Origin of the sequence: Dialister micraerophilus DSM 19965 (genome assembly GCF_000194985.1) — a bacterium.
In the GTDB taxonomy this organism is placed as follows: domain Bacteria; phylum Bacillota; class Negativicutes; order Veillonellales; family Dialisteraceae; genus Dialister; species Dialister micraerophilus.
Genome location: NZ_GL878519.1, coordinates 50,826 through 65,562 on the forward strand (window position 1 = coordinate 50,826; position 14,737 = coordinate 65,562).

The following is a 14,737-nucleotide window of genomic DNA, read 5'->3' on the forward strand; positions in this document are numbered from 1 at the left end:
AAATATGTTGGAAGATTTGAAAAAAAACCTTACCGAACTTCTTAATCACGAAAAAGAAATCAGGGATTCACTTTGACTTGCCTAGATTAAAAGAGACAATTAGAAGTTATGATATTCAGATGAGTGACCCGTCTTTTTGGGATGACTCCGAAAAAGCCAGAGCAATATCGCAAAAAGCCACGCAAGCAAAGGATGCATATGAAACGTATACAAAACTGTTTGAACGAGCAGAATCCTTACAAGAGTTATTAGACATGGCGATTGAAGAAGATGATCAAGGCATGGAAGGTGATTTAAAACAAGAGATTGAAGAACTTTCAGCTATTTTAAATAAAAAAGAAATAGAACTTCTTTTAAATGAAGAATATGATACGAATAATGCCATTATTACCTTTCATGCAGGTGCCGGAGGAACTGAAGCTCAAGATTGGACAGAAATGCTTATACGTATGTATATAAAGTGGGCAGAATCTGAAGGGTACGGAATTGAAGAACTTAATATGCTTCCCGGTGATGAAGCAGGTATTAAAAGTGCAGAATATATTATAAAAGGTGAATTTGCATACGGTCTTTTGAAATCTGAAAAAGGAGTTCATAGATTGGTAAGAATTTCTCCTTTTGATGCCGCTAAGCGTCGTCATACTTCATTTTCTGCGGTTGATGTAATGCCTGAAATCAGCGATGATATAGAAGTAGATTTGAATATGAACGATGTTCGTGTGGATTATTATAGAGCCAGCGGTGCCGGTGGACAGCACGTTAATAAAACAAGTTCTGCCGTTCGAATGACTCATTTACCTACAGGTATAGTAGCTGCATGTCAAAATGAACGCTCTCAAACTCAAAATAAAGAGCAATGTTTACGTATTTTAAGAGCCAAGTTGTTTGAATTGGAAATGAAAAAACATGAACAATTAAAAAGGAATATACAAGGAGAGCAACAAGCTATTGAATGGGGAAGTCAAATTCGTTCATATGTATTTCAACCATATACTCTTGTCAAGGATAACAGGACCGGAGTGGAAACAGGAAATGTACAGGCAGTGATGGACGGCGATTTGAATCCATTTATAGAGGGATTTTTAAAGAGTAAAATTAATAAATAATTCATAAAGGTGAAAGAATAATGAATTTTGTAGAAAAATCTGCATTTAAAATTTTAAGTTTTTTTGTGATAATAGGAATTTTGGCTGCAGCTTTAATATCATTTCAACGATATACCGTTGAAAATAATGCAAAAACTGTCGAGATGGTTTATGACTATAAAAATATTATTGAACGAGCATCAGTAGAAAATACATCTACTGATGATTTGTTTAGATTATATAAAAATAGCGGAATCACATCATTGGCAGTTTATGAAGAAACAGTAGAAAATTTACAAAACAACGGTAAAATTTTTGTTTATAAAGGGAGTCAATTAATAAATCCAGATAATGATAATGTAATTGAATCCAATCATATTTATCTTCAACAAGGTACTTCTGAAGATAGCCAAAGTGTATTTGAAGATTTAAAAAAATCACTTAAACTCAGAATACCTTCTGAAAATATTAAAATTATAAATTTGAATAATAAAATAACAATTGACGTAAAGGCAAATTACAGTCAATTCATTCATTTGCCGTTAGGAATATTTAAAACTGATTTGGATTCGGTAAAAAAAGCCGGATTTATGGCTGTAATACGTCCTCTTAATGTTCCTCATATGAGTAAAGAAATAGCGGAACAACTTATTGAAACTATTGATTATTCTCAAAATATCAGTGCTGTATTGTTTCAAGGAAAGCAAGCATTTGGATATAAAGATCAATTATCTTATTTTACAAATGAATTGAAGAAAAGAAATATTCCGGTTGCTTTAATAGAGGCTCAAAATCAATTGGGATTTGAACGTCAAGACGGAATACTTAATATGGCTAAAGATACGAATTATAATATTATTCGTGTTTATGCAATGCCGAAGGATGAACTTATAAAAATTACACCTGATGAAGCGGAATCAAGATTTTATATCAGTGATATAGAACGAAATATAAGAATGAATTTGTTTCCGTCTTATAAGTTTCCAAATAAAGAAAAAACTTTATCCGAAACTAATGCATATTATATCAGCGGAGTAAGAGATAGACTTTTAGAACATGGATTCAATATAGGTAAAGCATCTGTTTTTGATTTTTATTTTCCAAATATTGTTTTGCGTAGTATAGCACTTTTAGGGGCTATTTCATTATGTGTTATTACATCTATTTTTGTATTACCTAAAATTCGTAAATTTTGGTTTATTCTTGAATTGCTTATTTTTATAATATTCGAAGCATTGTATGTTATAAAAGGTAGTGTAATTCCCTTGCAAATTGCCGCACTAGGCTCAGCTTGTTCGGTGCCTGTAGTAATAGTAACTTTGTTTATTCAATATTGCTTAAATATAAAAGAGAAAAAAGAAAAAAATTGGTTTAAATTATTTACTGAAAGTTTGATTATACTTTGGATATCAGGGATATTATCTCTTTTGGGTGCTTTATTTGTAAGCGGATTATTAGGTGATGTTCGTTTTTTGGTAGAAATGCAAATATTCAGAGGTGTAAAATTAACATTTATTTTACCAATTATATTAATTTCAATAATTTATATACAAAAATTTCCGTTTTTCGGTAAAACAATTACGAATACAGATGAATTTACAGAATTTTTGAAAAAATTCTGTAATGTACCCATAAAACTAGGAATATTAGGAGTTTTAATGCTACTTGCACTTGCAGCATATATGTTTATAGGTAGAAGCGGAAATAACGGCGCACCAGTATCTAATATAGAAATTCAATTTAGAAGACTGTTGGAAAATTTATTATATGCAAGGCCTCGACAAAAAGAGTTTATGTTCGGACATCCTGCAGTGTTATTGGCATTAGCAGCTGTTTATAGAAAATGGCCACAAGTTTTACATTACTTGTTCATAGTTGCAGTTACTATAGGACAGGGGTCTATAGTTGAAACATTTGCACATATGAGGAGTCCCTATATATTGAGCCTTATACGTGGATTGAATGGATTATTATTCGGGTCTTTGTCTATTTTTATCATTTCAATTTTATTAATTTTTTTAATTCAAATTACAAAATTTTTCGGAGAAAAATATGCAAATAAGTAATATTGTTATTTCCGGTTATTACGGGTTTAATAATGCCGGGGATGAAGCTATGCTTTTTTCAATACTTCGTTCTTTAAAAAAAGAATATCCTGAAGCCGGAATTACCGTTATATCCGGAAATCCGAAAAATACAACTGATTCTTTTAATGTTAAATCAATTTTCAGATTTAAAATGGTAAGCATTTTTAAAGAATTAATGAAATCACAATTATTAATAAGTGGAGGCGGAAGTTTACTTCAAGATGTAACAAGTTCAAAGAGTATACTGTATTATCTTTCAATTATTTTGATTGGAATTTTATGTAAGTGTAAAGTTTTTTTATATGCTCAAGGAATAGGTCCTGTAAAGAATAGATTTACTAAATTTTTTTTGAAATGGTGTTTATTACATGTAGACGGTATTACTGTGCGTGATCCTGAATCGTATAAATTTTTAAAAAATTTAGGAATTAAAAAGAAATTGTTTCTTACTGCAGATGCCGTGTTATCTCTTGAACCCGTACTTTTAGATAAGGGGAGCGCTATTTTATCTGCTAAAAAAGTTGATTTAAAAGCAAAAAAAATCGGTATATGTGTGAGAAATTGGAATAACTCGGATAATTGGATAAAACAATTCAATATTTTATTAAAAAAACTAAAAGATTATCAAATTATATTTATACCTATGCAATATCCTGAAGATTTTAATATAGGGCATAAAATAGATAATCTTGATTGCAAAAATATTTTTCATTTAGATAGGAATTATACGTCTGAAGAATTAATGTCTATTATAGGTAATATGGATTTATTAATAGGTGTAAGGTTACATGCACTGATTTTTGCAACGATTATGAAAGTTCCTGTGATAGGGATTTCGTATGATCCTAAGATAGATAATTTTTTAAAATCAATTAAAGAAAATTCTATAATTAAACTTAGTAATTTTAATGCCGAAGAAATTTATAGTAAAATTATAAAAAAACTAAGAAACAAAAATGATTATAATATCGAAATCCTAAATTCTCTTAATCAAAAAGCGAATTTAACTGTTAATTTATTAAAACTTGTTACAAGTGAAAGGGGACTTCCTAATGAACACACTAACCTCTGAGGAAATTTTATATTTAGAGGAAAAAGCAAAAGAAATACGAATAAGCATTTTAAAAATGATAACTAAAGCAAAATCCGGACACACCGGAGGATCTCTTTCTATTGCAGATTTAGTAACACTTTTGTATTTCAAAGAGATGAATATTTTTCCAAATGACATCCATAATAAATATCGTGACAGACTTGTGTTATCTAAGGGACATGCAGCTCCGGCGGTATATGCCGCTTTGGCAGAAAAAGGTTTTTTTGACAAAGAAGAATTAAATCATTTAAGGCAGGTAAACTGCATGTTGCAAGGTCACCCTGATATGAAACATACACCGGGCATTGATATGACAACCGGATCGTTGGGACAAGGATTTAGTGCTGCATGCGGAATAGCATTATCAGGTAAAATTGATAATGGCTCATGGAAAGTATTTTCTATATTAGGTGACGGTGAGCTTGAAGAAGGACAAATTTGGGAAGCCGCAATGTATGCAAGCCATTATAAATTAGATAATTTAATTGGATTTGTAGATAATAACGGATTACAAATAGATGGAAAAATTACAGATGTAATGTCATCTTTGCCGATTAAAGAAAAATTTGAATCTTTCGGTTGGAATACAATTTGTGTTAACGGACATAGTTTTGTTGAATTGCATTCTGCTATTGTGGAAGCAAAAAAAATTAAAAATAAACCAACTATGATTATTATGAAAACCGTAAAAGGTAAAGGAATACCGGAAATCGAAGGATTGGCAAGTTGGCATGGAAAGGCTCCGTCAGAAGAACAATGTGAAAGATTTATTAAAATATTGGAGGGGAAATGATGGCAAAGGCTACTAGAGATGCATATGGTGAAATTTTAAAAGAATTAGGGCATCGAAATAAAGATATTATAGTTTTAGATGCTGATTTATCATCATCAACTAAGACAATAGTTTTTGCAAAAGAATTTCCCAATCGATTTTTTAATACCGGAATTGCTGAACAGAATATGATTGGTGTTGCTGCAGGATTGGCAACTACAGGAAAAATTCCGTTTGCATCTACATTTGCAGTTTTTGGAGCCGGACGAGCTTATGAGCAAATTCGTAATTCTGTTTGTTATCCCAATTTAAATGTTAAAGTTGCAGTAACTCATTCAGGTCTTACTGTAGGTGAAGACGGTGCAACACATCAAATGCTTGAAGATATAGCATTAATGCGTGTACTTCCAAATATGTATGTAACTGTACCTGCAGATGCTTGTGAAACAAAGGCAATTGTATCTTGGGCAGTTGAACATAAAGGACCTGTTTATATAAGAATGGGACGCTCAAAAGTTGGTGAAATTATGCCGTCAAACACAGTGTTTGTTCCGGGGAAAAGTACCGTTTTACATGAAGGTAAAGATATTACGGTTATAGCTTGCGGTATAATGGTTGAAAAAGCTGTTCAAGCTGCTGAAATTCTTGAAAAAGAAAATATTTCGGTAAGGGTTATAAACATGAGTTCAATAAAACCTATTGATAAAGATGCTATTTTAAAAGCTGCAGTCGAAACCGGAGCAATATTGACTTGTGAAGAACATTCAGTCATCGGTGGATTGGGTAGTGCGGTTTCCGAAGTACTATCTCTTGAAAAACCCACTATAATGGATATGATAGGTATTAATGATACATTCGGTGAATCAGGTAAAGCAAATGATTTACTGGAAAAATATGGATTAACATCTTCAAATATAGTTGAAAAAATAAAATTGTTAATTCAAAAAAAATGAGGCACTTATGATTACTTTTGATAATGTATCTATGCAATATGATAGCAAGCATACTGCACTAAGGAATATTAATATAAAAATAGATAAAGGTGAATTTGTATTTATTGTAGGACCTAGCGGTGCTGGAAAATCAACTTTTGTTAAAATGTTGACACATGAACTTACACCTGCAAGCGGAAAAGTTATTGTAGATGGTGTGGATATTACAAATCTTAACAGAAGTGAAGTACCGTATTATCGCAGAAAATTAGGTATAGTTTTTCAAGATTTCAGACTTTTACAAGAAAAACCGTTTTTGAAAATATTGCATTTGTTCTCCGTGTAACAGGAACAAAAAGTAAAGAAATAAAAGAACGTGTAGCGAAAGTTTTGAGTCTAGTAGGATTGAAAAATAAAGCTAATGATTATCCTTCTAAATTATCCGGCGGAGAACAACAGCGTATAGCTATAGCAAGAGCATTGGTAAATCAGCCGTTGCTTCTGATAGCAGATGAACCTACAGGAAATCTAGATCCTGTTATATCTGAAGAAATCATGGAACTTTTTAATCATATAAACCATATGGGTACCACTATAATTATGGTTACACACAATAAAGAATTAGTTAATTCCATGCATAAAAGAGTTGTGAGTATTGAAGATGGATTAATTGTAAATGATGTAAAGAAAGGTGGCTATGACATTCATGTTTAGTTCTTTAGCTTACTTTTTAGCAGAAACAACAAAGTCGTTGTTTCGAAATAGATTTATGACGATGGCGTCGATTTTAACCGTAACTTTATCCATGTTTATATTAGGAACTTTTTTGTGTGTAGTTTTAAATATTAATCATATGGCATCTTATTTGGAAGATCAGGTTGAAATGAGTGTATATATGAAAGATGGTCTTACCACCTCACAAGTTATGGATATTGGTAAAAAGTTAAAAGCTCTACCTGAATTGAAAGAAATAAAATTTACAAATAAAGATCAAGCAATGGCAGAATTTAGAGAACGTATGGGAGAACAGTCAGGATTACTTGACTCAATAAATGGAAACCCCCTGCCTGCATCATATAGAATATCTTTTTCAAATCCTGAAGCACTTAAAAAATCTGTAGACATTGTAAAAAAATATCCTGGAGTAGACGGAGTACAGTATGGACAGGATATTATTGAGCAATTATATAAAATTGCGCAGATTATTCGTATTAGCGGAATTATTTTAATGGGATTTTTGGCGGCAGCCGAATTATTTATTATTTCAAATACTATAAGACTGACAGTATTTGCAAGACGTAGAGAAATACAAATAATGAAATATGTAGGTGCAACTAACGGATTTATAAGATGGCCTTTTATTTTCGAAGGAATAGTAATAGGATTTATAGGTTCAGTTATAGCATCAATTATTTTATGGCAAGGGTATCAGTATGTAGTAAATGCTATTTTTAACGCCGGACTTGTGTTTGTTCCGACAATTAATGTTTTTCCTTTTATGTTTTATGTTGCAGGTATAATTATTTTATTTGGAATAATTATAGGTGTATTGGGCAGTGCTATTTCTTTAAGAAAATATATGAAGGTATAATATGAATAAAAGAAAGAAAATATTAATTGCAGTATTAATAGGTTCACTTACATTTTCATCTTCAATGTATAGTGTATTTGCTGATGATTTAGAAAACGAATTATCAACAATACAAAGTCAAATTGATGAATCAAGATCGACTCAAGCTTCTTGGCAATCTATTATTGAGGAAGTAAGTACAAAATTACGTGCAATACAAGTTGAATTGGATAGTGCAACACAAAAGCTTAAAGATATAGAAAAACAAAAAAATCAAATTAATGAACAAATAAAACAAACTGAAAATGAAATACAAAAAGCACAAAATGAATTGGTAAAACGTCAAAATATTTTAAATAAGCGTGTACGTGCAATTTATATGAACGGACAATTGAGTTATTTGGAAGTAATTGTAGGATCGAAAAATTTCAGTGATTTTGCCAATCGTGTTGAATTGTTAAAACGAATAATACGTGCAGATTTTAATCTTATAAAAGATATACAACAACAAAAATCAGGAATTGAAGCTAAAAAATTTGAACTTGAACTTAAACATAATGAGCTTGAAAAATTAGCACAAGAAGCGAAAAAGACTACAGATGAGATAGCAAAGAAAAAGAGTGAACAGCAAGACGTATTAAATGAAGCGAAGACTCATAAAGATGCTGCACAACAATTAGAAAACGATCTTTTGGCACGTAGTGAACAAGTTAGAGAGATGATTAATGAAAGAGTTCGTCAAAGACAAACTCAGTCGCAACAATCAGGCGGTAGTTATACTCAAGGGACAGGTGCTTTGAGTTGGCCTTGTAACGGTCCGATTACATCTCCGTTCGGATATCGTGTACATCCTATATTCGGTACGACAATTTATCACTCCGGAATAGATATAGGTGTAGATTATGGAACTCCTATACATGCTGCAGATAGCGGAACCGTTATTTATGCGGGTTGGATAGATGGATACGGAAACACAGTAATTATCGATCATGGAAATAATATTACTACGTTATACGGGCACAATAGTTCACTTGCAGTTAGTGACGGTCAAAGTGTATCTAAAGGTACTGTAATAGCATATGCAGGTTCCACAGGTAATTCTACAGGACCGCATTGTCATTTTGAGGTACAAGTAGGAGGATCGGCAGTAGATCCTATGGGATACCTATAATGATTAAATTTTCAAAAAAATATAATTCTTTATTTAATTTTATTTTAGGAATTTTAGGCGGAATACTAATTTCATTATGTATTATTTTTATCAGTGTAGGTAATCCGAAAGAACTAGTTGAATTTCTGAAAAATTATAATATTATAAAAAGATACTATTACCGAGATGTTTCAGATAAAGAATTATTTGAAGGCGCATTAAAAGGTATGACAAAATCTTTAAATGATCCGTATTCAATATTTTTAAATAAAGATGAATATTCAGCTTTATTACAAGAAACAAATGGAGAATATTCCGGAGTTGGAATAATTTTAGGAAAAAATAAAAATGAAGATATTGTTGTTATGGGAGTTCTTGAGAATAGCTCGGCAAAGCAAAATGGTATATTAAACGGAGATATTATTTTAGAAGTAAATCGGAAAAGTATAGATAAAAACGATTTGTCACAAGTTGCATCTAAGATAAGAGGTAAAGCAGGAACTGAAGTTTTTTTGACTGTAAAAAGAAACGGTATTGAAAAAGAGATTAAATTAGAACGAAAAGATATAAATTTACCTACAGTAAAAAGCAATATGGCAACTGATACTATAGGATATATACATATTTATTCTTTTGGAACAAGAACATCGGATGAAGTTAAATCAGCACTATCAGATTTAAAAAGTAAAGGTGCTAAAAAATTTATAATTGATTTACGCATGAATCCTGGAGGAATAATAGATTCCGTTGTAGATGTTTCAAATCAATTTCTTCATGAAGGGACTGTTGTAAGTTATTGTCCTAAAAATGGAAATGAAAAAATTTATAAAATAGATGGTGTAAAAACTTTTTATCCTATTGTCGTTTTAATTGATAAATATAGTGCAAGTGCTTCTGAAATTTTTGCAGGTGCAGTTCAAGATAAAAAAGAAGGTATTGTAATAGGAGAAAAAAGTTTCGGAAAAGGAACCGTACAATCTATAATAACCAATTCTGACGGAACAGCACTTAAGGTTTCTATAGCAGAATATAAAACTGCAAAAGGTAGGAAAATTGATAAAATAGGAATTGAACCGGATGAAAAGGTTGAACAAAAGGGAGAAATTTTTAATTTTGAAACTGATTCGGTTTATAAAAGAGCTGTTGAAATTTTAAATAATGAGCCTTAAAAATATAAATAAATATTTTTCTGAAGGTATTCAATGAATATCTTCAGTTTTTTTATATTGATAGCGGAAGTATAGAAGATTTGTGATAAAATATAATTATAAGAAGTGATAATAATACATAATTACAATAATAAATATGAAGGAGTTAATAATGTTTATAGATAGAGCACGAATTTTTGTTGTATCAGGAGCCGGTGGAGACGGAATGGTTTCATTTCGTAGAGAAAAATATGTTCCACGTGGAGGTCCCAGCGGTGGAGATGGAGGTAAAGGAGGTTCTGTAATTTTAAGAGCTACCTCAAACATAAATACTTTGATGGCATTCAGACGTCGTAAAAAATTTGTTGCCGAACGTGGCGAAAGAGGCGGACCGAAAGATATGTTCGGCAAAATGGGTAAAGATTGTATAATTGAAGTTCCATTAGGAACTGTTGTTTATGATGTAAAAACAAATGAATTGCTTGCAGATATGACTAACGAAGGGCAAGAAGCAATTTTAGCTAAAGGCGGTCGCGGAGGAAGAGGCAATTCCCACTTCGCAACAAGTGCCGTACGTGCACCTATGTTTGCAGAAAAAGGTGAACCGGGAGAAGAAAAGGAACTTAAACTTGAGTTAAAAGTTCTTGCAGATGTAGGATTATTAGGATTTCCAAGTGTTGGTAAATCAAGTTTAATCCGTAAAGTTTCAGCCGCGCGTCCTGAAGTTGCAGCATATCATTTTACTACTTTAACTCCTGTTTTAGGTTTGGTAAGTTTGGATGAATCTCGTAATTTTGTTATGGCGGATATACCGGGTTTAATTGAAGGTGCAAGTAACGGAAGCGGATTGGGAGATCAGTTTCTTAAACATATAGAACGCACAAAACTGCTTATTCATGTATTGGATGCTGCCGGAAGTGAAGGTAGAGATCCTTTTGATGATTTTCACATAATTAATAAAGAATTGGCAATGTACAGTTCAGTATTAACAAAAAAGAAACAAATTGTTGCTGCTAATAAAACAGATTTAATTCAAGATAATAAAAAATTGGATGATTTATGTTCAAAAATAAAAGCTGAAGGATATGATATTTTTCCTATTTGTACATTGACCGGAGAAGGTATATCCGAATTGATGGAAGCTGTTTGGAAGATGTTGCAAGAAATACCTGAACAAGAAATACCAGCTCTAAACAGAACAATAGTTTATGAAATTCCTAAAATTGAATTTACAGTGGAATGTATAGATAATGTATATAAAGTAAAAGGAAAACGTTTAGAAAAATTAGTTTCTATGACAAATTTTGATAATCCTGTATCATTACGTCATTTTGAACGCAGTTGGCATTTTATGGGACTTGACAAATTGCTTATAAAAGAAGGCGTAAAAGAAGGCGATACTGTAGATTTGTATGGATTTGAATTTACATTTTCAGAAAATACTAATGAAGATAAAGAAGGAGAATAAAATGCTTACTGGAAAACAAAAACAGTATTTAAAGGGTATTGCCTCTAAATTTCCGGCGGTAGTACAAATAGGTAAAAACGGTATTGAAGAATCTGTGATTGAAAGTATTTTTAATGCACTTAAAGCAAGAGAGTTGATTAAGGTAAAAATTAATCAAAATTCTGTAGAAGATATAAATAATACTGCAAAGTTTTTATCTGAAAAATTATCCTGCGAATTAGTGCAAGTTATAGGAAGAAATTGTATTTTATTTAATCAAAAAAAGGAAAAAAGTCATTATGAACTACCATGATGAATTATCAAGGCAGCGAATAAAAACCAAAAAAAAATTGTCATTAAAGTTGGAACAAGTTCTTTAACTTATAAAAACGGTAAAGCAAATTTACAATTTATTGATCATTTAGTTTCTCAAATTGTAGATTTAAAAAATAGGGGTAATCAAGTTATTCTTGTATCTTCAGGAGCAATAGGAATAGGTTTGCCGATACTCAGATTTGAGAAAAAACCTGATTTCTTACCCTATAAACAAGCTGTTGCTGCAGTTGGACAATGTGCATTAATGGGATTGTATGAAAACTATTTTCATAGGTATGGACAAATTATAGGTCAAGTATTAATGACAAAAGGAGATTCTTTAAGTAGTAAAAGATATCTTCATATGAAGGGAACATTAAGTTCTCTTCTTGAACTTGGTATTGTACCGATAATTAATGAAAATGATGCAGTAAGTGTTGATGAAATAAAAATAGGAGATAATGATACCTTATCTGCAATTGTTGCGAGTATATGTGAGGCGGATTTATTAATTATTCTTTCGGATATAGAAGGTATGTATTCAGAAGATCCTAAAAACAACCCTAAAGCCGAACTGATTCATGAAGTACCGCAATTTACACGTGAATTGTTTAAAATAGCAGGAAGTGCAGGTACCGCAAGGGGAACCGGAGGTATGTATACAAAAATGCAGGCTGTTGAAATTTGTGCACATTCCGGTATAGATACGGTAATAGCAAACAGTCATACAAAGAATATAATTTATAAATTGATGAATGGTGAAAGACTTGGAACGTATTTTATAGCAGATAATGTTCATCCACAATTAAAGCGTAGGAAAATTATAATAGGTTCAGAAATTAAAGGCAAAATACTTATAGATCAAGGATGTTATAATGCACTTATAAATAAAGGTTCAAGTTTACTTCCTGTAGGAATTATAGATGTAATCGGAACTTTTGAAGACGGAGATACTGTATCGGTTTATTTTGGAGAAAAGGAAATAGCCAGAGGAATATCTCATTATACAAGTCATGATATACAACGAATGAAAGGTTTTCATACGGAAGAATTGGATAAAATACTTGGTGAACCTGCACCATATAATACAGTTATACATCGTGATAATTTGTTGATTATGTATTAAGGAGAAGCCGTATGACTGAAAATGAATTATTTTTAAATTTACAATCAGTTAAGCAAGCGTCTTTACAATTAATAAATCTTAGTGAAGTAAAGAAAAATAAAATACTTCAAGACATAGCGAAATTATTATTATTGAAAAAAGAAACTATATTAAGAGAAAATGCAAAAGATATAGAAAATGCAAAAATAAATGGATTATCGAATGCTATGATAGAAAGATTGGCATTAGATGATGCAAAACTTTTAGATATATCTATGAGCGTGAAAGCATTGATTAAATTACCCGATCCGTGTAAAAAAATTCGTGCACATAGTATTTTGAAAAACGGTATAGAACTTATAAAAACTACCGTTCCTTTTGGAGTTATTTCTATAATTTATGAATCACGTCCGAATGTAACAATAGATTCGGCAGCACTTTGTATAAAAAGCGGAAATGCATGTGTACTACGTGGAGGTAAAGAAGCTCATTATACGAATATAGCTTTAACTGAAATTTTACATGATGCATTAGTAAATCAAAATCTTTCAAAAAATATTGTGTATAGTTTGACTGATTCAAATCGTAAACTTGTACCGATTATTTTAAAAGCTAAAAAATATATTGATTTAGTTATTCCGCGTGGAAGTAGTAATTTAATTAAATTTATTACGGAAAACAGTATTGTACCGGTTATAGAAACAGGTAGCGGTGTATGTCATACCTATGTAGATAGCGAAGCTGATTTGGAAAAAGCGGTAAAAATTATTATTAATGCTAAAGTTCAGAGACCTTCGGTCTGTAATGCAATGGAAACTCTTTTAATACATAAAGACATTGCTGAAAAATTTATTAATAAAGTATTTCCTGAATTAATTAAAAATAATGTAGAAATAAGGGGAGATGAAACTTGTAAAAAGTTATATTCTTCAATTTCCGTTGCTACTGAAAAAGATTGGGAAACGGAATATAACGATTTAATTTTATCGGTAAAAGTTGTAAAATCTATGAATGAAGCCATTGAACATATACAAAAATATACAACTCATCATTCAGAATGTATTGTTACTGAAAATTTAGATAATGCAGCAAAGTTTATGAATAATATTGATGCTGCCGTTATATATATGAATGCTTCAACTAGATTTACAGATGGATTTCAATTTGGATTCGGATCTGAAATAGGTATAAGTACTCAAAAGCTACATGTAAGAGGTCCTGTAGGACTAGAAGATTTAGTAACGTATAAATATAAAGTATTCGGCAACGGACAAATACGAGAATGAAAATCAGTATTTTTACAAAAATAAAAAGTTTAATTTATTACTATATTAATACGGAAAAAGGAAAATTTGAATTATTTCATTATTTTCAGCTGTTTATTTACGGTAGTATAGTTGTAATTTTTATAGAAATGATTATTTAATTATGGAAAAGCGAATAGGTATATTTGGAGGCTCATTTAATCCGATACATATAGGACATTTAATTATTGCAGAAGCCGCATGTCAAAAATTTAATCTTGAAAAAGTGATTTTTATTCCGTCAGGCGATACGCCAAACAAAAGTATGCATAATATAAATAAATTTGTGAGATATGAAATGGTGAAGATTGCAATTGAAGATAATTATAAGTTTGATATTTCACCTATTGAAATTAATCGTAATGGGCCGTCATATACCGTTAATACAATACACGAATTAAAAGATATTATGAAAGAAAAATATAGAATATTTTTTATTGCGGGTTCCGATGCGATAGCAGATTTGCCTAATTGGAAACATAATATGGAATTATTGACGTTATGTGATTTTATTTGCGTAGAACGTTCAGGCGATGAAAAATTGCTTTTAAAATCTATAATGTCTTTTGATGAATTGGGAAAAACCAAAATACATAGATTAAAAATACCTAAAGTTGATATTTCATCAACAATTTTAAGAAATATGATAAAAGATAATCGTTCAGTAAAATATTTTATACCTGATAAAGTAATTGAGATTATACATAAATTTAATTTATATAAGTAAAA

General features: G+C 30.9%; 14 protein-coding genes and 1 pseudogene. All 15 read left to right on the plus strand.

Going from position 1 to position 14,737, the window contains the following annotated elements; genetic code table 11:
• The first annotated feature begins 4 nt into the window (after positions 1-4).
• Positions 5-1,106, plus strand: a protein-coding gene (gene prfB / locus HMPREF9083_RS00255; RefSeq protein WP_276522988.1) for a peptide chain release factor 2 whose coding sequence is annotated in 2 segments (ribosomal slippage) — positions 5-73 and positions 75-1,106 — 1,101 coding nt in all. Because the reading frame shifts where the segments join, the coding sequence is not laid out codon by codon here.
• A 20-nt stretch (positions 1,107-1,126) separates the two neighbouring features.
• Entirely contained in the window at positions 1,127-3,151 is a 2,025-nt protein-coding gene (locus tag HMPREF9083_RS00260; RefSeq protein WP_007555380.1) for a DUF5693 family protein, read from the plus strand.
• The gene (gene csaB, locus HMPREF9083_RS00265; RefSeq protein ID WP_007554538.1) at positions 3,138-4,244 is read left to right on the plus strand and encodes a polysaccharide pyruvyl transferase CsaB; all 1,107 of its coding nucleotides are present in this window, start codon (positions 3,138-3,140) and stop codon (positions 4,242-4,244) included. The genes HMPREF9083_RS00260 and csaB overlap by 14 nt, the downstream gene beginning before the upstream one ends.
• Positions 4,225-5,058, plus strand: coding sequence for a transketolase (locus HMPREF9083_RS00270; RefSeq protein ID WP_007555381.1), 834 nt, complete (start codon positions 4,225-4,227; stop codon positions 5,056-5,058). Before csaB ends, HMPREF9083_RS00270 begins: the two co-directional genes overlap by 20 nt.
• Entirely contained in the window at positions 5,058-5,990 is a 933-nt protein-coding gene (locus HMPREF9083_RS00275) for a transketolase family protein (protein WP_174249859.1), read from the plus strand. Before HMPREF9083_RS00270 ends, HMPREF9083_RS00275 begins: the two co-directional genes overlap by 1 nt.
• 31 nt (positions 5,991-6,021) lie before the next feature.
• A pseudogene (locus HMPREF9083_RS06805) lies at positions 6,022-6,431 on the plus strand (cell division ATP-binding protein FtsE); the annotation flags it as partial.
• Positions 6,432-6,683 carry a cell division protein gene (locus tag HMPREF9083_RS06810; protein ID WP_477174904.1) on the plus strand — a complete coding sequence of 84 codons (252 nt, stop codon included), beginning with the start codon at positions 6,432-6,434 and terminating at the stop codon, positions 6,681-6,683.
• Positions 6,676-7,560 carry a permease-like cell division protein FtsX gene (ftsX, locus tag HMPREF9083_RS00285; protein WP_007554582.1) on the plus strand — a complete coding sequence of 295 codons (885 nt, stop codon included), beginning with the start codon at positions 6,676-6,678 and terminating at the stop codon, positions 7,558-7,560. The genes HMPREF9083_RS06810 and ftsX overlap by 8 nt, the downstream gene beginning before the upstream one ends.
• A gap of 1 nt (position 7,561) precedes the next feature.
• A complete protein-coding gene (locus HMPREF9083_RS00290) occupies positions 7,562-8,710 on the plus strand; it encodes a murein hydrolase activator EnvC family protein (protein WP_007555385.1) in 1,149 nt (382 codons plus the stop codon).
• Positions 8,710-9,858, plus strand: coding sequence for a S41 family peptidase (locus tag HMPREF9083_RS00295; protein ID WP_007555386.1), 1,149 nt, complete (start codon positions 8,710-8,712; stop codon positions 9,856-9,858). The genes HMPREF9083_RS00290 and HMPREF9083_RS00295 overlap by 1 nt, the downstream gene beginning before the upstream one ends.
• Positions 9,859-10,009: 151 nt before the next feature.
• Positions 10,010-11,305 (plus strand): GTPase ObgE, encoded by a 1,296-nt coding sequence (gene obgE / locus HMPREF9083_RS00300; protein WP_035062498.1) that lies wholly within the window; start codon positions 10,010-10,012, stop codon positions 11,303-11,305.
• 1 nt (position 11,306) lies between these two features.
• Positions 11,307-11,597 (plus strand): ribosome assembly RNA-binding protein YhbY, encoded by a 291-nt coding sequence (gene yhbY / locus HMPREF9083_RS00305; RefSeq protein ID WP_035062500.1) that lies wholly within the window; start codon positions 11,307-11,309, stop codon positions 11,595-11,597.
• A gap of 42 nt (positions 11,598-11,639) precedes the next feature.
• The gene (proB, locus tag HMPREF9083_RS00310; RefSeq protein ID WP_256998190.1) at positions 11,640-12,725 is read left to right on the plus strand and encodes a glutamate 5-kinase; all 1,086 of its coding nucleotides are present in this window, start codon (positions 11,640-11,642) and stop codon (positions 12,723-12,725) included.
• A gap of 11 nt (positions 12,726-12,736) precedes the next feature.
• Positions 12,737-13,990 (plus strand): glutamate-5-semialdehyde dehydrogenase, encoded by a 1,254-nt coding sequence (locus HMPREF9083_RS00315; protein ID WP_007555390.1) that lies wholly within the window; start codon positions 12,737-12,739, stop codon positions 13,988-13,990.
• 142 nt (positions 13,991-14,132) lie between these two features.
• Entirely contained in the window at positions 14,133-14,735 is a 603-nt protein-coding gene (gene nadD, locus HMPREF9083_RS00320) for a nicotinate-nucleotide adenylyltransferase (protein ID WP_007555391.1), read from the plus strand.
• Positions 14,736-14,737: the final 2 nt, after the last annotated feature.

Excerpts from the sequence above, each read along its gene's own strand:
- HMPREF9083_RS00290 (WP_007555385.1), top strand. The coding sequence starts at position 7,562 with ATGAATAAAAGAAAGAAAATATTAATTGCAGTATTAATAGGTTCACTT.
- HMPREF9083_RS00260 (WP_007555380.1), top strand. The coding sequence starts at position 1,127 with ATGAATTTTGTAGAAAAATCTGCATTTAAAATTTTAAGTTTTTTTGTG.
- yhbY (WP_035062500.1), top strand. The coding sequence starts at position 11,307 with ATGCTTACTGGAAAACAAAAACAGTATTTAAAGGGTATTGCCTCTAAA.
- obgE (WP_035062498.1), top strand. The coding sequence starts at position 10,010 with ATGTTTATAGATAGAGCACGAATTTTTGTTGTATCAGGAGCCGGTGGA.
- HMPREF9083_RS00315 (WP_007555390.1), top strand. The coding sequence starts at position 12,737 with ATGACTGAAAATGAATTATTTTTAAATTTACAATCAGTTAAGCAAGCG.
- csaB (WP_007554538.1), top strand. The coding sequence starts at position 3,138 with ATGCAAATAAGTAATATTGTTATTTCCGGTTATTACGGGTTTAATAAT.
- ftsX (WP_007554582.1), top strand. The coding sequence starts at position 6,676 with ATGTTTAGTTCTTTAGCTTACTTTTTAGCAGAAACAACAAAGTCGTTG.
- HMPREF9083_RS00275 (WP_174249859.1), top strand. The coding sequence starts at position 5,058 with ATGGCAAAGGCTACTAGAGATGCATATGGTGAAATTTTAAAAGAATTA.
- nadD (WP_007555391.1), top strand. The coding sequence starts at position 14,133 with ATGGAAAAGCGAATAGGTATATTTGGAGGCTCATTTAATCCGATACAT.
- HMPREF9083_RS00270 (WP_007555381.1), top strand. The coding sequence starts at position 4,225 with ATGAACACACTAACCTCTGAGGAAATTTTATATTTAGAGGAAAAAGCA.
- HMPREF9083_RS00295 (WP_007555386.1), top strand. The coding sequence starts at position 8,710 with ATGATTAAATTTTCAAAAAAATATAATTCTTTATTTAATTTTATTTTA.